Origin of the sequence: Aquihabitans sp. McL0605 (assembly GCF_049993875.1) — a bacterium.
Lineage (GTDB): Bacteria > Actinomycetota > Acidimicrobiia > Acidimicrobiales > Iamiaceae > Aquihabitans.
In genome coordinates this window covers 718,554-737,456 of sequence record NZ_CP188252.1, presented here as the reverse complement: position 1 = coordinate 737,456, position 18,903 = coordinate 718,554, and the positions used below count along the sequence as shown (strand labels likewise).

Annotated in this window: 19 protein-coding genes; 5 read left to right on the top strand and 14 right to left on the bottom strand. The window is 71.6% G+C overall.

The window, feature by feature from the left end:
• Positions 1 to 24: 24 nt before the first annotated feature.
• Genes ACPPVX_RS03305 through ACPPVX_RS03295 form a run of 3 tightly spaced genes read right to left on the bottom strand, consistent with a single transcriptional unit; the run spans position 25 to position 2,131 of the window.
• On the bottom strand, positions 25 to 363 hold the full coding sequence (locus ACPPVX_RS03305; RefSeq protein ID WP_426573464.1) for a hypothetical protein: 339 nt from the start codon (positions 361 to 363) through the stop codon (positions 25 to 27).
• Complete coding sequence (locus ACPPVX_RS03300) at positions 360 to 920, bottom strand: GNAT family N-acetyltransferase (protein WP_426573463.1); 561 nt, start codon at positions 918 to 920, stop codon at positions 360 to 362. The genes ACPPVX_RS03305 and ACPPVX_RS03300 overlap by 4 nt, the downstream gene beginning before the upstream one ends.
• Positions 917 to 2,131: a family 1 glycosylhydrolase gene (locus tag ACPPVX_RS03295; RefSeq protein WP_426573462.1), complete on the bottom strand. Its 1,215-nt coding sequence runs from the start codon at positions 2,129 to 2,131 to the stop codon at positions 917 to 919. Before ACPPVX_RS03295 ends, ACPPVX_RS03300 begins: the two co-directional genes overlap by 4 nt.
• Positions 2,132 to 2,299: 168 nt before the next feature.
• Here ACPPVX_RS03295 and ACPPVX_RS03290 point away from each other — a divergent pair, with 168 nt between their 5' ends.
• Entirely contained in the window at positions 2,300 to 3,289 is a 990-nt protein-coding gene (locus ACPPVX_RS03290; protein WP_426573461.1) for a DUF389 domain-containing protein, read from the top strand.
• A 127-nt stretch (positions 3,290 to 3,416) separates the two neighbouring features.
• Positions 3,417 to 4,046: a dihydrofolate reductase family protein gene (locus tag ACPPVX_RS03285; protein WP_426573460.1), complete on the top strand. Its 630-nt coding sequence runs from the start codon at positions 3,417 to 3,419 to the stop codon at positions 4,044 to 4,046.
• A gap of 121 nt (positions 4,047 to 4,167) precedes the next feature.
• Here the strand turns inward: ACPPVX_RS03285 and ACPPVX_RS03280 are convergent, their stop codons facing one another.
• The 4 genes from ACPPVX_RS03280 to ACPPVX_RS03265 form a co-directional block, all read right to left on the bottom strand.
• The gene (locus tag ACPPVX_RS03280; protein WP_426573459.1) at positions 4,168 to 4,842 is read right to left on the bottom strand and encodes a PadR family transcriptional regulator; all 675 of its coding nucleotides are present in this window, start codon (positions 4,840 to 4,842) and stop codon (positions 4,168 to 4,170) included.
• 130 nt (positions 4,843 to 4,972) lie between these two features.
• On the bottom strand, positions 4,973 to 5,950 hold the full coding sequence (locus ACPPVX_RS03275; protein ID WP_426573458.1) for an aldo/keto reductase: 978 nt from the start codon (positions 5,948 to 5,950) through the stop codon (positions 4,973 to 4,975).
• A 74-nt stretch (positions 5,951 to 6,024) separates the two neighbouring features.
• Complete coding sequence (locus ACPPVX_RS03270; RefSeq protein ID WP_426573457.1) at positions 6,025 to 6,882, bottom strand: SDR family NAD(P)-dependent oxidoreductase; 858 nt, start codon at positions 6,880 to 6,882, stop codon at positions 6,025 to 6,027.
• The gene (locus ACPPVX_RS03265; RefSeq protein WP_426573456.1) at positions 6,879 to 7,739 is read right to left on the bottom strand and encodes a helix-turn-helix domain-containing protein; all 861 of its coding nucleotides are present in this window, start codon (positions 7,737 to 7,739) and stop codon (positions 6,879 to 6,881) included. Before ACPPVX_RS03265 ends, ACPPVX_RS03270 begins: the two co-directional genes overlap by 4 nt.
• Positions 7,740 to 7,984: 245 nt before the next feature.
• Here ACPPVX_RS03265 and ACPPVX_RS03260 point away from each other — a divergent pair, with 245 nt between their 5' ends.
• Genes ACPPVX_RS03260 through ACPPVX_RS03250 form a run of 3 tightly spaced genes read left to right on the top strand, consistent with a single transcriptional unit; the run spans position 7,985 to position 9,755 of the window.
• Positions 7,985 to 8,329 carry a carboxymuconolactone decarboxylase family protein gene (locus tag ACPPVX_RS03260; RefSeq protein ID WP_426573455.1) on the top strand — a complete coding sequence of 115 codons (345 nt, stop codon included), beginning with the start codon at positions 7,985 to 7,987 and terminating at the stop codon, positions 8,327 to 8,329.
• A 2-nt stretch (positions 8,330 to 8,331) separates the two neighbouring features.
• Positions 8,332 to 9,351: a zinc-dependent alcohol dehydrogenase family protein gene (locus ACPPVX_RS03255; RefSeq protein WP_426573454.1), complete on the top strand. Its 1,020-nt coding sequence runs from the start codon at positions 8,332 to 8,334 to the stop codon at positions 9,349 to 9,351.
• Between the two features lie 17 nt (positions 9,352 to 9,368).
• The gene (locus ACPPVX_RS03250; protein ID WP_426573453.1) at positions 9,369 to 9,755 is read left to right on the top strand and encodes a (R)-mandelonitrile lyase; all 387 of its coding nucleotides are present in this window, start codon (positions 9,369 to 9,371) and stop codon (positions 9,753 to 9,755) included.
• 22 nt (positions 9,756 to 9,777) lie between these two features.
• On the opposite strand, the gene ACPPVX_RS03245 is transcribed toward ACPPVX_RS03250, so the two are convergent.
• From ACPPVX_RS03245 to ACPPVX_RS03215, 7 genes are all read right to left on the bottom strand, one after another.
• A complete protein-coding gene (locus tag ACPPVX_RS03245) occupies positions 9,778 to 10,371 on the bottom strand; it encodes an HhH-GPD-type base excision DNA repair protein (RefSeq protein ID WP_426573452.1) in 594 nt (197 codons plus the stop codon).
• Between the two features lie 111 nt (positions 10,372 to 10,482).
• On the bottom strand, positions 10,483 to 14,343 hold the full coding sequence (locus tag ACPPVX_RS03240) for a pentapeptide repeat-containing protein (protein ID WP_426573451.1): 3,861 nt from the start codon (positions 14,341 to 14,343) through the stop codon (positions 10,483 to 10,485).
• Between the two features lie 106 nt (positions 14,344 to 14,449).
• Positions 14,450 to 15,400 carry a VWA domain-containing protein gene (locus ACPPVX_RS03235; RefSeq protein ID WP_426573450.1) on the bottom strand — a complete coding sequence of 317 codons (951 nt, stop codon included), beginning with the start codon at positions 15,398 to 15,400 and terminating at the stop codon, positions 14,450 to 14,452.
• Positions 15,401 to 15,431: 31 nt separating this feature from the next.
• Positions 15,432 to 16,388, bottom strand: a complete 957-nt coding sequence (locus tag ACPPVX_RS03230) for a VWA domain-containing protein (RefSeq protein WP_426573449.1) — start codon at positions 16,386 to 16,388, stop codon at positions 15,432 to 15,434.
• Positions 16,385 to 17,290, bottom strand: a complete 906-nt coding sequence (locus ACPPVX_RS03225) for a DUF58 domain-containing protein (protein WP_426573448.1) — start codon at positions 17,288 to 17,290, stop codon at positions 16,385 to 16,387. Before ACPPVX_RS03225 ends, ACPPVX_RS03230 begins: the two co-directional genes overlap by 4 nt.
• Complete coding sequence (locus ACPPVX_RS03220; RefSeq protein ID WP_426573447.1) at positions 17,287 to 18,330, bottom strand: AAA family ATPase; 1,044 nt, start codon at positions 18,328 to 18,330, stop codon at positions 17,287 to 17,289. The genes ACPPVX_RS03225 and ACPPVX_RS03220 overlap by 4 nt, the downstream gene beginning before the upstream one ends.
• 212 nt (positions 18,331 to 18,542) lie before the next feature.
• A complete protein-coding gene (locus ACPPVX_RS03215) occupies positions 18,543 to 18,848 on the bottom strand; it encodes a hypothetical protein (RefSeq protein WP_426573446.1) in 306 nt (101 codons plus the stop codon).
• Between the last annotated feature and the right edge of the window lie 55 nt (positions 18,849 to 18,903).

The following is an 18,903-nucleotide window of genomic DNA, read 5'->3' as shown; positions in this document are numbered from 1 at the left end:
GTGGCAGGCGCGCGGTGAACGGGGCTACGGGTGCGCGAGCCCCGCGGGCGGCCCGCGGTCGTATCGGCCGGACCACGAGGTCCGGGCCCGGACGACCGTGCCCTCCGCCGCATCCACACGGCGGGCGACCAGGATCACGAGCAGCGCCGCGAACGCGCTGACCCACCACAGCGGCGCGGGCCGGACGTGGGCGCCGCGGTGGACGACCGCGGCGGCCGGCGACGCCGAGCGGGGCGTGAGCACCGCGGCACCGTCGCGGTGGCCGGTGTCGGCGTGCTGGGCGGCGGCGGTGATGCCGATGACCGAGACGACGACCAGACCCACCGCGGCCAGCCAGCGGGCGGCCTGACTCGTGCGGGTCATGGCTCCATCGTACCGGGAGGGGTGGCCGGCTCTCCTGCGGTTTGCAGGACCATGAGGACCAGCGTGGCCTCGGGGAGCCAGGGCGGTTCGGCCACGCCGACCTCGCTCCAGCCCCGGCGCCGGTAGAGGTCGATCACGTCTTCGTGGAACGAGACGACGTCGAGGACGGGGATCCGCCCCTCGCCCTGGATCCACGCGGTGGCGGTGTCGAGGAGCGCGGCGCCGATCCCCTCGCCGCGGAGCGTGCGGTCGACGAACAGGACCGAGATGCAGGCCAGCTGCTCGCAGGGGGCGCCGGTGGCCGCCATCCAGCCGCTCGCGATGCCGTCGTCGACGTCATCGACCACGCCTACGACCGATACGTGGCCGACCGGGCGGTCGGGCTCGTCGGCGAGCACCGCCGTCCAGGCCTGCTCCTCCCCGCGCCGGACGATGAACTCCTCGATCGGCCCCGACCACGGCCACCGGATCGGGTACGCCGACTCGACCGCCTGCGCCGCGAGCACCTCGCCCAGCACCGGCAGGTCGTCCGGGGTGCGCGGCCGGACGTGGATCACGCCCGCCCTCGCGCCGCCAACGCCGCGTAGGCCTGCGCGACGGGACGGGCGCGCCGGTCGGCATCGAACAGCCCGACCTCGGTCACGGTGCCGATGGGCACGGTGAGGGCGGTGTCCCAGTCGAACTGGTCGCCGCGGCTGTACCAGCAGATCCCCCGGACCGGCAGCCCGCGGCGCGTCATGGTCGCTAGCGACGCGGTCAGCGCCTCGAGCCACTCGGTGCCCTGCTCCACAGGCAGGCCGAGGTTGGAGGTCTCCGACACCCAGAACGGGACCCGGTAGCGGTCGAACCAGGCCGTGGCCTCGGCCTCGTACGCGGCGACGCGGTCGCCGATCGAGAGCGGCCGAGCCGCCATCGTGCCGTGCGGCGCCACGCTGACCGGGTAGATGTCGTGGCCGGCGATGATCCGATCGGCCGGGACGACACCCACCAGGCCGGTGATCCGTTCCTGGACCGCCTCGGTGGCCACGTCGGTGAACCGGGCGCCGACGCCCCGAGGGGCGACGCCGAGGTGGAGGTCCCAGACGAGCTGCTGGAGGTCGCGGGCATCGGTGGCGGCCCGGATGCCGCCCTCGTCGGCCGGGTCGGCGAGCTCGCAGCCGAACCCCTCCGAGCCGATCCACCAGCCGTCGCGATCGGCGCGGATGCGGCGCAGCGCCTCGAGGTTGGCGGTGACGATGTTGGCGAGCGCAACGAAGTAGTCGTCCTCGGTGGCCCTCCGGTCGTTCCACATGCCCAGGCGCGCCGAGAACAGGGCGGTGATGCCCGGCTCGTTGACCGGCGTGAACCACACCGGCTCGGGGTAGCGGGCGAGGAAGGCGTCGACGTACCGACCGAAGCCCTCGACCCAGTCGGGCTCGCAGAACCCGCCGTAGTGGTCGGGGAGCCCGAAGTGGCAGAGATCGATCACGGGGATGAGATCGTGCCGACGGCAGGCGTCGAGGGCTCGGTCCCACAGCGCCCAGTCGTAGACGCCGGGTGCGGGCTCGGCCAGGCGCCACGGCATGCCGTAGCGCCACACCTGCACGCCGAGCGCAGCCACGTCGGCGAGGTCTCGGTCGAGGTGCTCGAGGTGCCCGCTCGCCCGGTACTCGTCGACGCGGACCGTGCGCCCCTCGTGGAGCACCAGCGGGTCGGAGCCCTCCTCGCCGCACGAGACGGCGAACGCTGGGAAGTCCACGACCGGGTTCGGGGGTGTGGCGCCGGTCATCGGGTCACCCTATGCGGGCCGCCTCGGGCTCGGCGCCCCCTCTACCCTGGGCCGATGCCCGATCCCATCGTGCCCGAGGAGGTGCGCGCCGAGCGCCTGCCGGAGGCCCGGGCGTCGCTCGCTCCGGCCCTCTAGCCAGCAGATCGACCCCGCGAAGGAGCCAGCCCCATGCCCAGCGCGAACGAAGCCGACATGGTCCGGATGCGCGACCAGCTGTTCTTCGAAGGGGATGACGTCAGCCGGCGTCTGAGCCGCTTCTGGATGCTGCTCGTGCTGGCCGGGGTGATCGCCTCGGCCGGTGTCGTCTCGAACTCCACGGCCACCGTGATCGGAGCGATGATCGTCGCCCCGCTGATGGTCCCGATCCTCGGCGTGGTGGTCGCGGTCGTCCTCGGCGACCGCGACAACCTGCTGCGGTGCCTCGGGCTGGTGGTCCTGGGGGCGGCGGCGGTCGTGGCGATCGGGTACCTCGTCGGGCTGTGCGTCGAGGCGCCGGTGACGGCGGCGACCAACCCGCAGGTCGCCTCGCGGGTGGCGCCCACGCTCATCGAGCTGGTCGCGGCGCTGGCGACGGGCGCGGTCGGCTCGATCGCCCTGGCCCGTGACGACATCTCCGACACCCTCCCCGGCGTGGCGATCGCCATCTCGCTCGTCCCACCGCTGGCCGTGGTCGGCCTCACGCTCGAGTCCGGCGTCGCGCGGGAGTCGCTCGGGGCGCTGGTGCTGTTCGTCGCCAACGTGAGCGCCATCTTGGCCAGCGGGCTCGTGGTGATGGCCGTGTTCCGGGTCCACCGCCTGGCCGTCGCCCCGGCGGACGAGCGGCGGCGCGTGCACCGCGTGCGGGCTGCGGTCGTGATCGCCGTCGCCCTGGTCGCCATCGCCATCCCCCTGGGTCTTGCGTCGGCCCGCATCAACACGAACCGGACCAGGGAGTCGACGGTGTCGAAGGTGGCGGCGAGCTGGGCTGACGGGCAGGGCTGGGAGATCATCTCGGTGAGCACCGAGCCCGCCGGGACCGTCATCCGTGCGGCGGGGCCCCTCCCCGAGCCGGACACCGCCGCGCTGAAGCAGGACCTCATCGCTGCGGGGCTGGAGAACCAGCGGATCCGGATCGAGCTGGTGCCGAGCAACACCGTCGTGCTGACGAGCGGCGGCTGAGGGGCCGGGAGCAGATCTCCTGGTTCGCGGAGGAGCTCGCCGCGATCATGTCGATCCGGGCGATCCCGTTCGTGGTCATGGCAGAGGATCGCATCGGGCGGTCCCCACCGTGCAGGAGGAAGACACCATGGGCAAGCTCATCGTGACCGAGTTCGTGACCCTCGATGGGGTGGCGCAAGCCCCCGGAGGGCCTGAGGAGGACACATCCGGCGGGTTCACCCAGGGCGGGTGGCAGGCGCCCCTGATGAACCCGGAGGGCGGCGCTGCCGTCTTCGAGCAGGCGAGGAGCATGGATGCCCTGCTCATCGGGCGGCGGACCTACGAGATCTTCGCCGGCTACTGGCCCGGTGCTCCCGAGGAGATCCCGTTCACCGGCCTGCTCAACGGGGTCCCCAAGTACGTGGCCAGCCGCACCCTCACCGGCCCGCTGGACTGGAAGGGCTCGACCGTCGTCAGCGACCCGATCGTCGACGGCGTCAACGCCCTCAAGGAGCGCCACGAGGAGATCCACGTCATCGGCAGCCTCGACCTCGTGCAGTCGCTGCTGCGCCACGGCCTCGTCGACCGGTTGGAGCTGTGGCTCTACCCGATCCTGCTGGGAAGCGGGAAGCGGGTGTTCGCCGACGGGACCGCGCCCAGCTCCCTGCGGCTGGTCGAGTCGGCGTCGTTCCCCAACGGCGTGGTGCAGGTCGCCTACGAGACCGCCGGAACCCCGAGCTACGGCGACATGGGCGCAGAGAAGCCGATGATCTCCTGAGGGCCGCCGGCGCGGCTCAGTCGATGATGGCCGGGTCGCGAGGGTGGGGGGCGGGGGCGACCTCGGCCGAGCGGGCCAGGTCGAGGTCGTCCGGAGCGGGCTCGTGCCGCTCCGCCCGGCACTACGCGAGGGTGCGATCGGCGCGCTGACGACCTTTGCGGATCGCCAGCTCGAGCGTCTGGTCGGTCTGCGCGCCGTGCGTGCGGGCGGGGATCATCGGGTCGGGCCAGTCCTTCGTGTGCTGCAGCGCCCAGGTGGCGAACTGCTCGATGGTGGCGAAGTGGTCGACGCAGAACACGTTGGCCATGGCGAACAGGTGCCGGCGCTCGGGGTAGATCGTGTCCGGGTCGTCGAGCAGCGCCTGTGCGTGGCCGACGAACATCGCCCGTGAGGCGCTCGCCTGCTCGGCCATGGTGCGGAGGTTGGCGTGGAAGTCCTCGATCGTCGCGCCGTCGGCGAACATCATCCTGACCATGCCCTCGAACTGGAGCATGGGCGGACCGCACGGCGTGGTGTGCCACTCGGTCAGGGCCTGCCGGCCGGCATCGGTGATCGAGTACAGCGTGCGCTCGCGACCGCGCTTCGCTCCCTTCCTGGCCGGGGCGATGACCTCGCTGCGAGCCGACGCCAGCCCGTCCTCGACCAGGCGCTTGGGGACGTTGTAGTACTGCCGGCTGACACGGGACCAGAGCGAGTCGATGCCCTTGTCGAGCTGGTCGGCGAGCTCATAGGCGGTCCAGTCCCGGGCCGTCAGCAGGCCCAGGATCAGGTACGACGTCGGTGTGCGCTTGGCCACGGCTGGTCTCCCCTGCAGTGCGGTCCGCCCGAAGGTCGGACGACCATCCTCCCGCACCGGGCTGGGCCCGGCGGCATGGTCCCCGCACGGCTCCTGCTGAGGCGGCGACTGCGGTCCCCCAGCGGCGGGGTCAGCGCTCGATCAGCCGCATCTGCTGCTCGTTGTGGTGGTCGCCGGCGGCGGGGGAGACGTTGGTGAGCTGGTCGATCTGGTCGGCGGTGAGCTCGATGCGGTCGGCGCCGGTGTTCTCCTCGACACGGCTGACGCGCTTGGTCCCGGGGATGGGAGCGATGTCGTCGCCCTGGCTCAGCACCCACGCGAGGGCGACCTGGGCCGGCGTGGCGCCGACCTCGGCAGCGATGGCCTCGACCTCGGCGACGGCGCGGAGGTTCTGCTCGAAGTTCTCGCCGGTGAAGCGGGGGTTGTTCCTCCGACCGTCGGTCTCGTCGAAGTCGTCGGTGCTGCGGATGGCCCCGGTGAGGAACCCGCGGCCGAGGGGCGAGTAGGCGACGAGGCCGATGCCGAGCTCGCGCAGCACGGGCAGGACCTTGGGCTCGGGGTCCCGGGTCCACAGCGAGTACTCGGATTGCAGGGCGGTGATGGGGTGGACGGCGTGGGCGCGGCGGATGGTGTCGGGTCCGGCTTCGGACAGCCCGATGTGGAGGACCTTGCCCTCGGCCACCAGCTCGGCGAGCGCTCCGATGGTCTCCTCGATGGGGGTGTTCGGGTCGACGCGGTGCTGGTAGCAGAGGTCGATGTGGTCGGTGCCGAGGCGCTGGAGGGAGCCTTCGACGGCGGTGCGGACGTTGGCTGCGCTGCTGTCGAGGTTCCAGGGGCCGCCGCCGGCGTGGGAGACGAGCCCGAACTTCGTGGCGAGGACGACCTGGTCGCGTCGGTCCTTGATGGCTTCGCCGACGAGGCTCTCGTTGGTGAAGGGGCCGTAGATCTCGGCGGTGTCGACGAGGGTGACGCCGAGGTCGAGGGCGCGGTGGATGGTGCGGATGGACTCGGCGTCGTCGGTGCCCGCTCCGCTGTAGGCGGTGGACATGCCCATGGCGCCGAGGCCGATGCGGCCGACGTCGAGGCTCCCGAGGTGGATGTGCTTCATGGTGGGTCCTTTCCGGCCGGGTCTCCGGTCGGGTCAGTGGGGGAGGAGGGGTCCGGCGCTGGCCGGAAGCGGCTTCAGCGCTCCAGGGGCTGGTCGACCGACAGCGAGGCGGACAGCTCGCGGTAGGCGTCGATGTCGGCTTGGAGGTCGGCGATCTTCCGCTCGGCCAGCGCGAGCGCGTCCTCACCGGCGACGAACCGGGTCGGTGGAGGGTGCGCGTCGGTGAGGGCGATCAGTGCCGCGGCAAGCTTGACCGGGTCTCCGGACTGTTGGCCGTCTTGGGCCTGCCACCACTGCTTCTGGGCGGCGCTGCGCTCGGCGTAGTCGGCGACGGTGACGTCGGGCCAGATGAGCGATTCGGGGCTGGCGAGACCGGTTCGGAACCAGCCCGGATTGACGATGGTGACGTGGATGCCGAACGGCTCGACCTCATGGCGCAGGGCTCCCATCCATCCCTCGAGCCCGAACTTCGACGCGGCGTAGACCGACGAGTACGGGAAGCCGACGAGGCCGGCACCGGACGAGATCGCGATGAGGTGTCCGGAGCCCTGGGCGCGCATGACCGGGAGGACGGCTCGGGTCACGTTCATGGGGCCGACGAGGTTGGTGGCCAGCTGGGCGTCGACCTGGGCGGGGGACATCTCCTCGAAGAACCCCTTGAAGGAGCTCCCGGCGTTGTTGATGAGGATGTCGATGCGGCCGAACCGTTCCATCGCCGCATCCACCGCAGCGGTGGCCTCGTCGACGTCGGTGACATCGAGGCGGACAGCGAGCAGGCGGTCGGTCTGGGCATGGGCGGTCTCGATGGCGGTGGGGTTGCGGCCGGTGGCGACGACCGCGTGGCCTGCGGCGAGCGCGGCGGTGGTGAAGGCCTCGCCCATCCCACGGCTGGCGCCGGTGATGAACCACACCTTGGTGGGATCGGGGCTCATGGGGCTCCTGAGGGGGATGGGGCGCCGGCTCGCCGGGCCAGGGCTCCGAGGGCCTGCTGGGCGGGTGATCCGGGGTCGGCGGTGTAGGCGATGATCGTCTGGCCGGGGTCGGCGGGGAGGGTGAGGGCCTCGTAGGACAGGGTGAGGTCGCCGACGAGCGGGTGGTGGAACGGCTGGGTCCCGGATCGGTAGGCGCGGACGTCGTGGGAGGACCACCGGGCGCGGAACTCGTCGCTGCGGGTCGACAGCTCACCGACGAGGTCGGACAGGTCTCGGTCGTAGGCATCGCGGCCGGCGGCGGCGCGCAAGCTGCCGACGGCGTCGAGGGCGATGCGGTCCCAGTCGAGGTAGAAGTCGCGTGACCGGGGGTTCAGGAACACGAACCGGGCCAGGTTCACGGGCCGAGCCGTGTCGACGAAGGCGTCGGAGTAGAGGGCGTAGCCGAGCCCGTTGGCGGTCAGGATGTCGAGGCGGTCGTTGCGGACGAACGCAGCAGCTTCGGTCATCGTGTCCAGCACCCGCTGCACCCCAGGGCGAACCCGTTCAGGAGCCGTGCGTCGGTGAGCGGGTCGCGACTTCACGGCGCGGACGAGGTCGATGAGGTGGTCGCGCTCGGTGTCGTCGAGATGGAGGGCCCGGGCGATGGCGTCGAGGACGGCCTCGGAGACGCCTCGGACCGCACCTCGTTCGATCTGGATGTAGTACTCGACGCTGATCCCGGCGAGGAGAGCGACCTCCTCTCGGCGGAGTCCGCTCACGCGCCGCCGTCGGCCGTAGGCGCTGAGCCCTGCCTGCTCGGGGGTGATGCGTGATCGACGGGTGATGAGGAACTCCCGGATGTCGTTCTTCGCAGCCACCTCGCCAGGGTACGGGGACCCTGCGCCGGGAGGGAGGGGTTGCCAGTACCCCTGATAGCCCCGCGCTCCCTCGGTGGTTCCGGCGGGCGCACAGTGGGAACCGTGAAGACATCGACGCTCCAGACCCAGACGTGGGCGACGGCGGCGATCACCGCGTCCCGCCCCGCCACCGCCAGCACCTTCTACGCCTCGACCACCCACAGCCCTGCCCGATGACCACATCGGCCCCGACCCAAGGAGCAGCCATGCCCACCACCGACCCCGAACCGTCGGGCGCCCAGAAGATGTTCGGCGACTTCGCCCCCGCCCTCGTCGGGTACACCGACGACGTGCTGTTCGGCGACGCTTGGGAGCGCACCGAGCTGGCGAAGCGAGATCGCAGCCTGGCAACCGTCGCCGCGCTCGTCACGCTCGGCAACACCGACCAGCTCGTGTTCCACCTCGACTTCGCCAAGCAGAACGGCCTCACCGAGGCCGAGCTGATCGAGGCCATCACCCACCTGGCGTTCTACGCCGGGTGGCCCAAGGCCATGGCCGCGATGGCCGTCGCCAGAGACGTGTTCCGCCCGACGGCACGCGGAGAGGGCTGATCATGCGAGGAGCCATCCTCCACGGACCCGGCGACATCCGGGTCGAACAGCGAGACGACCCGACGATCGTCGATCCCACCGACGCCATCATCCGCCTGTCCGCCACCTGCGTGTGCGGCTCGGACCTGTGGCCCTACCGCGGCACCGATGTCGGCGACGGCCCCGCCCCGATGGGCCACGAGTACGTCGGCATCGTCGAAGCCGTCGGCGCAGAGGTGCGCACCATCCGACCCGGCCAGTTCGTCATCGGCTCGTTCTTCGCGTCGGACAACACGTGCGAGATCTGCCAGAGCGGCTACCAGAGCTCGTGCGTCCACCGGGAGCCCTTGGGCGCCATCGGCACCCAAGCCGAGTACGCCCGGATCCCGCTCGCCGACGGCACCCTCGTCGCCACCCCCGACCTTCCCCCCGATGACCTGATCCCCAGCTACCTCGCCGCCTCCGACGTGCTCGGCACCGGTTGGTACGGAGCCGTCGCCGCCGAGGTCGGCCCCGGCAAGACCGTCGCGGTGGTGGGCGACGGGGCCGTCGGCCTCCTCGGCGTGCTCGCTTCCCAGCAGCTCGGCGCCGAGCGGATCATCGTCATGAGCCGCAACCCCGCGCGCCAGCAGCTCGCCTGGGACCTCGGGGCGACCGACATCGTCGAGGAACGAGGCGACGAAGGCGCCGAGCGCATCCAGGACCTCACCCGCGGGCTCGGCGCCCACTCGACCATCGAAGCGGTCGGCACCCGCGAGTCGATGCTCCAAGCCATCGGAGCCACCCGAGCCGGCGGCCACATCGGCTACGTCGGCGTCACCCACGGCGAGCTCCCTGGCGACCAGCTGTTCTTCAGCGCCACCCACCTCCACGGCGGCCCCGCCCCCGTCCGACGGTTCCTCCCTGACCTCATCGAGCTCATCGCCGACCGCACCATCGACCCCGGCCGCGTCTTCGACCTCACGCTGCCCCTCGACCAAGCCGCCGAGGGCTACGCCGCCATGGACGAGCGCCGGGCCATCAAGACCCTCCTCACCCTCTGACCACGAACGGAACCACCATGAACGTGCAAGAACGCCCGCCAACCGCCAAGGGACCCGAGGACTGGTTCACCGGAGACGTCTGGATCGACCCCGTCGCCCAAGGCCAAGGCGACACCCCCATGTCGGTCGGATCCGTGCACTTCACCCCCTGCGCCCGAACTGGCTGGCACCACCACACCATCGGCCAGACCCTCTACGTCACCGAAGGCGAAGGCCGCTTCCAGTCCCGCGGCACCCCGGTCATCGCCATCCGACCCGGTGACGTCATCCGCATCGCCGGCAACGAGGAGCACTGGCACGGCGCCGCCACCGACCACTTCATGACCCACCTCGCCATCACCGAAGGCGAAACCATCTGGGCCGACCCCGTGACCGACACGGACTACGCGGCGACCCCGAGCTGAGGCGTCGAAGCCGACGACCGGGCTACATGGAGAACTCGGACTTGGACTTCTTGGCGGCCTTCTGGGCCTTCTTCCAGGCCTGGACCTCGCGGAGCTTGGGCATGGAGTCGACATCGGCGGCGGAGCGGGGCTGGGTGTCGCTGAAGGCGCCGGCGGCGGTCTTCCAGCCGCGGGGCTTCACGTCGAAGCGCTTGGCGAGGAGGGCCACGAAGATCTGGGACTTCTCGGTGGCGAACCCGGGCAGGCTCGACACCCGCTTGTAGAGGGTCTCGCCCGACTTGGCCGTGGTCCAGATCGCCGCGGTGTCGCCGTCGTACTCGTCGACGATGACCTTGGCGATCCCGTGGGCCCGGCGCGCCATGGCCGCGGGGTACCGGTGCACGGCGGGCTTGCGGCAGAACACCTCGACCACGTCCTCCTCGGACATCTCGGCGATGCCGGCGGGGGACCAGCGGTCACCGAGGCGCTCCTTGATGACGATGGGCGACTTGAACGCCCAGGTCATCGGGACCTGCTGGTCGAGCAGCATCCCGTAGAGCAGTGCCAGCGGATCGTGCGCCAGCAGCTCGTTGGCGTCGTCGTCGAACGTGATCGGGAAGGACTCGGGAGCGGGCACGCGGTCGAGGCTAGCGACGGTTCTCGCGGGCGGCGGGTGGATGGCGCCTGCGTGCGCGGGCTGGAAGCCCGCCGTCTCAGGGGGAGACGTCCGCGGTGAGCGCGGCCGCTCTCAGCGACAGGGCTGGTCGGCCTCGTTCAGGGTGCCGTCCGGGCACGTCGTGTTGCCCCAGCCCGCCCAGCCCCAGTAGGTGCCCGTCACTGTCGCTCCGGTGAGGTTGGCGGAGTGGAAGTCGGCGCTCTCGAAGGAGGCGTAGGTGAGGTCCGCGTAGCTCAGGTCGGTTCCGAAGAAGATGGCGCGGTCCGCAACCGCTCGGAAGGACGCGTGCTTCAGCACGGCGCCGCTCCAGTTGGAGCCCTGCGCCAAGGCTCTGTCGAAGTTGGCGTACGACGCGTCGACGTCGTTGAGGGTCGCCTCGGTCATCGCACTGTGGTGCAGGTCTGCGTAGCTCAGGTCCGCCCCGGCGAGGTGGATGAAGTCGAGGTTCGAGTTCGAGAGGTCCGCGCCGCTCAGGTTGGCTCCGTTCAGATTGGCACGTTCGAGCCGCACGCCGCTGAGTTGGGCGTGGTTCAGGTCGGCGCCGTGCAGGTCGAAGGATGTGAGGTCCACGGAGGACGGCACGAATGCGTAGGGGCCGATCAGCGTCGCCGGGAGCTGGAACCACCCGGCGGGCAGAGCAGCCGGCGTGCCACTGGAACGCCAGGACCGAAGGCCCTTGAAGGTGGCGCCGGTGAAGTCGGCCCCACCGATCTCCGCCGTGAACAGATCGGAGCCGCTGAGGTCGGCGTTGCGGAAGTTCGCTCCGGTGAGCCGTGCACCGGACAGTGCGAAGTTGGAGAGGTCTGCACCCGACAGGTCGGCACCGGACAGGTCCACGGCGGGCCCCGCGAGGTGACCGTTGACCATTCGATAGGGGCCAAGGACCGCTGGCGTCCCGAGCAGACCGCTCGACTTGAACAGCTTGAAGTTCCCACCGGTCAGATCGGCGCCCTGGAACATGACACCGGTCGCGGAGGTCTCGACGAGGACCGCGTTGGTGAGGTCGGCGTCCGTGAGGTCGAGGTTGGTGAGCGTGGAGTTCGAGAAGTACACGCCGGAGAGGTTCGCCCCCTGCAGGTTCAAGCCCGACAACTTGGTGTCCCGCATGGAGCAGCCGTGCAGGTCCATGCCCGACAGCTCGAGGTTGGCGAGCACGGCACCGTCGATGCCGCATCGCACGCCGAGGAGCCAGCCGCTGTGGAGCCGCCATCCGTCCGGGAGCGAGGCCGGGATCCCCGTGATCCCGCCGGACACGTTGCCTTCGAGCGTGGCGGCCGACAGCGACGTCCCGGTGAGGTTGGAGCCCGCGAGCTGGGTGCCGGTGAGGTCGAGATCGGTCAGGTCGTATCCGGAGAGGTCGAGGCCCCTCAGGTCGACACCGGGGGCGAACAAGTAGCCGTGTCGCACTGCTGCGCGGGCCGGAAGGGTTGCGGGCTGGCCGATGAGGCCGCCGGAGAGCAGGCCGTCCGCGTCGATCCCCGATAGGCGCGCACCGGTCACGGTCGCGCCGTTCAGGGTCACGCACCGCCCGAGGTTGGCGGAGCAGCGAAGGCTCGATCCGGCGAGGTCGGCGTTGCGGAGGTCCGCACCGGCGAGGCTCGCCCCGGCGAGGTCCGCTCCGCTGAGGTCCCGCCCAGCCAGGTCGGACCCGGAGAGGTCGACCCCGGGACACAGGAAGTAGCCGTCGCTGAACCGGCACCAGCTGGGGAGGCCGATCGGCGTGCCGGAGATGCCGCCGGACCGGACGAGCGAGAAGCCGACACCGATGAACGGGTAGCCGAGCGAGATGCTGAGGTCGGTGCCACTCATGTTGGCGTTGTGGAAGTTCGAGCCGGCCACGTACCCGTCGTGGAAGCTTGCGCCGGCGAGGTTCGCCCCTTCGAAGTTCACCTCCCACGCGCTCTTGACCTCCGCGCCGGCGAGGTTCGCTCCTGTGAGGTCGACCTGGTGGAGGCCAGGAACCTTCGCACCGGAAAGGTTCGCTCCCGTGAGGTCGACCTGGTGGAGGTCGCGTCGGCCGGTCAGATCGCAGCCGGACCAGTCGACCCCTGGGCGCGGCTTGCTGGCGCAGCGGGCGACGGGGTGGATCGTGATGGTGACCGTGGCCGGATCTGACGTGTCCCGGCCATCTGACACGTCGTAGGTGAACGAGTCGGTGCCGCTGAAGGTGCTGGCCGGGGTGTACGAGTACGAGCCGTCGGCGCCGAGTGCCAGCTCCCCATCGGAGACGTCGTCCACGAGGTGCGCCGTGAGCGCGTCGCCGTCAGCGTCGGTGTCGTTGGCCAAGACGCCGGGTGCGGCCATGGTCAAGACCTCCCACTGGTCGACCGTTGCGGCATCGCTCGTCGCCTCAGGGACGTGGTTCACCGGGTCGGTGGTGCCGTTGATGGTGACGGTGACCGTGGTGCTGTCGGTGCCGCCGTGGCCGTCGCTCACGTGGTAGGTGAACGCATCGGTCAGGTGCTCGCCGTCGTTCAGGGCGTTCACCTCGGAGTTCGTGTCGTCGAGCACGAAGGCGTACGAGCCGTTCGCGTTGAGCACCAGGATCCCGTGGCTCAACGTGTGGGTGCCGGGATTGGTGACGGTCAGCGCGTCACCGTCGGGGTCGGTGTCGTTGCCCAGCACGTCGGCGAACACCGGGTTCGGCGCCGTGTCCTCCTTGATGGCGACGACATCGGCCGTGGCGACCGGCGCCCGGTTCGGGTGGACCGCGCGCAGCGTCGCGGTCGTCGATGCGTAGTCGAGCTGCCAGAACGGGTCGTCGCCCGCGGGCAGCTCGGCGCTGGCGAACGTGCCGGTGACCGTGCCGGCGCTGACCGCCTGCACGGCGTCGCCCGCTGCGGGCACGTAGCCGTCGACCAGATCGGTGGTGAGGCCGATTGCGGCCAGCCCGGCGGTCCCGCCGATGGCGAGCTGGTCATGGCCGGTGCCGGGGCTCGCTCCGGCGATGTCGATGGCAAGGGTCGTCCCCGTCGACGCGCTGAGGTCGCCGGTCACCGTGAGCGTGCCGGTCCCACCGTCCGCTGGGACCCCGGGAGCGATGGTCACCACGCCGGTCACATCGCCATCGATCGTGCCCGAACCGGTGAGCCGTCCCGCGGTGAGGTCGGCGGCCCCGTCGCCGCCGTCCACCGAGAGCGTGGCGCCCGTGCCCAGCGCCGTCGTCGCGGGCGTGGGGAGGCCGGGCCGCTGTTCGTACGTGTCCGCCTCCAACGTGATGCCGTCCTCGATGGTCACGGACCCGAAGTTGTAGGCCCCGGCGTGGATGGCCGTGGGGGACTCCACGTCGAGCAGCCCCGTGATGAAGAGCCGGGGATCGATGATCGAGCGGCACCCGTCGCTCCCGATGCTCGAGTCGGGGCCGGTCGCGGTGAGCGTGCCCATGACGCCCAGGACCGAGTCGCCGCACATCGAGATCGCACCGCCGGTCCAATCGACGGCGTTGCGCAGGTAGAGGGTGCGGCTGCCCAGGAGGGCGACATCGTCGGCGAGGGTCATCGGCGTCGCCGCCGACACATCGGTGCGGCCGGTCCCGGCCATCGTCCCACCGGTCCAGTCGAGCGCTCCGACCTCGACCAGCCCAGCACCGTCGAGCGTCCCGGCGAGCTCCAGGTCCGCGACCCGGGAGCCCTCGGTGCCGGTCACCGTGAGGGTGGAGCCCGCCGGGACGGCGATGGCACCCTTCACATCTGCCGATCCGATGGTTGCGTCGCCGTCGACGACGATGGATGCAGTCTCCGGTGCACAGATCCGGTCAGCAGCCGTGGGAACGGCGCCGGCTTCCCAGTTGGCGGGCGTGGAGAACGCACCCCCGACCGGCCCCACCCACCTGCCGGTGCACTCTGGCCCGGGCTCGCACGACGTCAGGAACGCCGCCGAGCCGAGCCCGACCACCAACGAGAACCCGAACGACGCCACACGACGCGACCACACGATGCCTGCTCCTCCGCCCACCCAGTGAGCCGCCACCCTCGAGACGATGTCCGCTCAACATACTGCATCATGCAGTATGTTGAGCGGAGCGTCGGGCAGCCGCTGGTCAGGTCAGCCGGGGCGTCCAGGCCATGGTGCCGATCAGCGTGAGCGACAGGAGCAGGGCGCCGGCGAGCGCCAGCGGGACGGTCAGCTCCTGGTCCTCGGTGCCCGCGGCGATGGTGGTCCCGATCTTGCCGTAGACGTCGGACAGCTCGCCGCTGGACGAGGCGGTGTAGTCGGTGCCGCCCGTGGCGGCGGAGACCGCGGCGATGGCGGTGGTGTCGGCGCCGGCGTCCATGGTCTTGCCGTCGACCACGATCGTGGCGTTGGGCGTGCCGTAGGCGATGGTGAACACGGGCACCTTGGCGTCGACGGCGTCGGCCGTGGCATCGGCCAGGGTCCGGCCGCTGGAGCTGTCGCCGTCGGCCAGCAGGATGATCGCCTTGTAGGGATCGGTGGTGGTGGGGTTGGCGGTGGCGTCGGCCTTGATCACGTCGACGGCAGTGGCGAGGCCGTCGCCGGCAGCGGTGCCGTTGGCCGCCTTCAGCCCATCGATGGCGGCCAGCAGCTCGGCCCGGTCGGTGGTGGGCGAGGCGAGGGTGTGGGTCTTGGCGTCGAAGGTCACCAGGCCGATGCGGTACCCCTCGGGCGCGGACTGCACGAACTCCTTGGCGGCCGCCTGGGCCGCGGCGAGCCGGTTGGGCGCCACGTCGGTGGCGGTCATCGACTTCGACACGTCCATCGCCAGCATCACCACGGCTTCCTTGCGCTGGACGTCGACGGCGTGGGCCGGGCGGGCGAGCCCCACGACGAGCGCAGCCATCGCGAGGAGCAGGCCGGCGGCGGTGAGGTGCCGGCGCCAGCCCGGCCAGCGGGGCGCGACCGATTCGACGAGCGCCAGGTCGGGGTGGCGCACGGCGGGGGCGGTGCGGCGCACCTGGGCCACCACGTACAGCACGCCGAGCACGGCGACCGCGGCCAGCAGCCAGAGGCGGTCGGGGGCGATGAGGGTCATGAGGATCTCCTTGGGCACGGCGCCGAGGCGGTCACAGCGGCCGGGCCGAGGTGAAGATGGCGATGCCGCCGGCCAGCAGCAGCAGGAGGAACGCTCCGCCGATGAACGCCCGGCCCACCTCACGGGGGACGGTCTCGTAGCCGATGGTGGTCTGGATGTGGGCGTAGACGTCGTGCAGCTCACCGGCGCTGGTGGCCTCGAAGGAGGTCCCTCCGGTGGTCTTGGCGACGGCCGCCATGGTGGCGGGGTCGGCCGGGACGCCGACGGTCTGGCCGTCGATCGTGATGGTCCCGGTCGGGGTGCCGTAGGCGATCGTGCTCACGGGGACCTTGGCCTCGGCCGCCGAGGCAGCGGCGGCGTCGACCGACCGGCCGACGGTCTCGACGCCGTCCGACAGCAAGACGATGGCGGCGGGAACCGAGCCGCCGGTCTTGGAGGACTCGTCGGTGAGGGCGGCTTTCACCGCGTCGAGCGAGGTGTAGACGCCTTCGCCGGTGGCGGTGCGCTCGTTGACCGTGAGGCTGGCGATGGCGCCGTCGACCGACTCGTGGTCGGTGGTGGGTGAGACCAGGAGCCGGGCGTCGGAGTCGAACGCCACGAGGCCGACCTCGATGCCGGGAGGCAGCTCGTCGACGAAGTTCTTGGCGCCGGCGATGGCCGCCTGGATGCGGGTCGGGGAGATGTCGGTGGCGTTCATCGACAGCGAGGTGTCGATCGCGAGCACGACGACGCCCTTCTCCCGGGGCACGCGCTCCTGGCGGGTCGGCTGGGCGACGGCCACCAGGGTGAGGGCGAGGGCGCCCATCGCCAGGGCGGGCGCGACGTGGCGGACGGGACCGGGACGGTCGGGGGCGAGGCGGTCGTACAGCTCGGGGTTCGTGTAGCGGGCGACGCTGCGCGCTCGCAGGCGGAGCACGGCGATGTACCCGGCCGCGAGGGCCACGACGCCGAGGAGGAGCCAGAGGCGTTCGGCATGGAGGAAGCTCATCGGCGCCGCCTCCTCGAGGCCACGTGGCGGACCACGTCGCGGAGCCAGTCCCGATCGGTCGACACCTGGAGGCGGGTCGCCCGGGAGCGGCGGAGCCGTTCGTCGATGCCGGCCCGGCGCTCCGCAGCCGCCGCGGCGTAGCGCTCCCGGAACCGCTTGCTCGAGGTCTGGACCTCGCGGCGGGCGCCGGTCTCGGGGTCGACGAGGGCGAGCACGCCGACGGCGGGCAGCTCGTCCTCACGCGGGTCGGTGAGGTGGGCGACCACCACGTCGTGGCGGGCGCTCAGCGCTCGCAGCTCCTGCGGCCAGTCCGACGTGTCGAGCAGATCGCTGACCACCACGACCAGGCCGCGGCGCCGGGCGAGCAGCCGCACCTTGCGCATGGCGTCGGCCAGCGTGGCGGCCTCACCGCCGGTGCGGTCGCGGCGCTGGAGCCGCAGCACCAGGTCGAGGACCGCTGAGCGGCCGGCGCGGGGCGGGACCACGCGGGTGCCCTGGCCGTCGTAGACGACCGCGCCGATCCGGTTGCCGGCGCGCACGACGAGGAACCCGAACGCCCCGACGACCGAGGCAGCCAGGTCGCGCTTCTCGTGGTCGGCCGTGCCGTAGTCGAGGCTGGCGCTGCCGTCGATCACGAACCAGGTCTCGAGCTCGCGCTCGGCGATCGTGTTGCGGACGTGCACGGCGCCGGACCGGGCGGTGAGGTTCCAGTCGATCCGGCGGACGTCGTCGCCCGGCTGGTAGAGCCGGCCCTCGCCGCCCTCGCTGCCGGGGCCGACCGCCAGCGACTGGTGGTCGCCGTGGATCAGCCCGTCGAGCTTGCGGTTGATGGTCAGCTCGAGCTGGCGCAGCGACCGCTCGGCCGACGTGACCTCGGCGACGGCGCCGGGCGCCGGGCTCATGCGGCCCACACGCCCTGGTCGTCGGCGCTGACGTCCTGGCTGGGCGTCACCCGCGGGGCGAGCACCGTGCCGACGATGCGCTCCACGACGGCCTCGACGGGCACGTCGTCGGCGATGGCGTCGAACGACAGGAGGATGCGGTGGCGCAGCACGTCGCGGGCCACGTCGAAGACGTCGCGCGGGATGGCGTAGGTCCGGCCCCGCATGAGGGCGAGGGCCCGGGCGCCGGCGAGCAGGCCGAGCGTGGCTCGCGGGCTGGCGCCGTGGGCGATCACCGGCGCCAGCTCGGGGAGGCCGTGCTGGGCCGGCTCCCGGGTGGCGAGCACGAGGCGGACGGCGTAGTCGAGCACGGCATCGTGGACGAACACGTCTTCGGCGGCGGCCTGGAGGTGGAGCACATCGGCCTCGGCCAGGACCGGGCGGGCGACGGGTCGGTGCGAGGCCATGCGCCGGGCGATCTCCGCTTCCTCGCGGTGGTTCGGGTACTCGACCAGGACCTTCATGAGGAACCGGTCCCGCTGGGCCTCGGGCAGCGGGTAGACGCCGTCGCTCTCGATCGGGTTCTGGGTGGCGAGGACGAGGAACGGGTCGGGCACCGGGTGGGTGACGCCGCCGATCGACACGTGGCGCTCGGCCATGACCTCGAGGAGGGCGGACTGGACCTTGGCCGGGGCCCGGTTGATCTCGTCGGCGAGCACGACGTTGGCGAACACCGGGCCCAGCTCCACGTCGAACGCCTCCTGGGAAGGCCGGTAGACGCGGGTGCCGACGAGGTCGGCGGGCACCAGGTCGGGGGTGAACTGGATGCGGTTGAACGACCCGCCGATGATGATCGCCATCGTCTCGGCGGCGAGCGTCTTGGCCAGGCCGGGGGCACCTTCGAGGAGGCAGTGGCCGCGGGCCAGCCAGCAGACGAACAGGCGCTCCAGCATGCGGTCCTGGCCGACCAGGATCCGCTTGGCCTCGAACAGCGCGGCCTCGAGCGCCTCCTGCTCGGGGGTGAGGTGGTGGCGGGCGGGGGACGGGTGGGTCTCGGTCATGGGTGCTCCTGAGGGCCGTCGCAGCGGTGCGGCGTGGGATCGTGCCGGCCATCCTCTCGGTTCAGGTTGAAAGGCTCCCTAAGGACGGGCCGTGAGGTTCCTGGGAATCTTGCCGCCCTGACGTGGGTGCGAGCAGTGCGGCGGTCGGGACGCGGCACGGCCCGCCCCGTGTCGGAGGGGGCGGGCCGCGTCGGTCGGGTCGAGCCGGAGGCTCAGGTGCTGGTGTTGGAGGACGAGCTGGTGGAGCCGCCCGAGGTGCTCGGCGTCTCGGGCGTCGTCTGGCCCGGAGAGGTGGTGCCACCCCCGCTGGCGCCCTTGTCGTGGTCGCAACCCCCCTGCATGTCGCCCCCAGCGCGCGGCGCGGTGCCGTTGGGAGGCGCCTCCGGCGACGGGCCGGGCTGCACGGTGGTGGTGGGGGTGCTGCCGCTGTCCTGGGCGCCGGCGACGGTGTAGCCACCGAACGCCAACGCGCCGACGAGGCCGGCGGCGGCCACGTACTTCGTGAGGGGAGTGCTCATGGGTGTGCTCCTGGGTGGGTGGTGGGGCACGGTCCACCCAAGACCGGGCACCTCA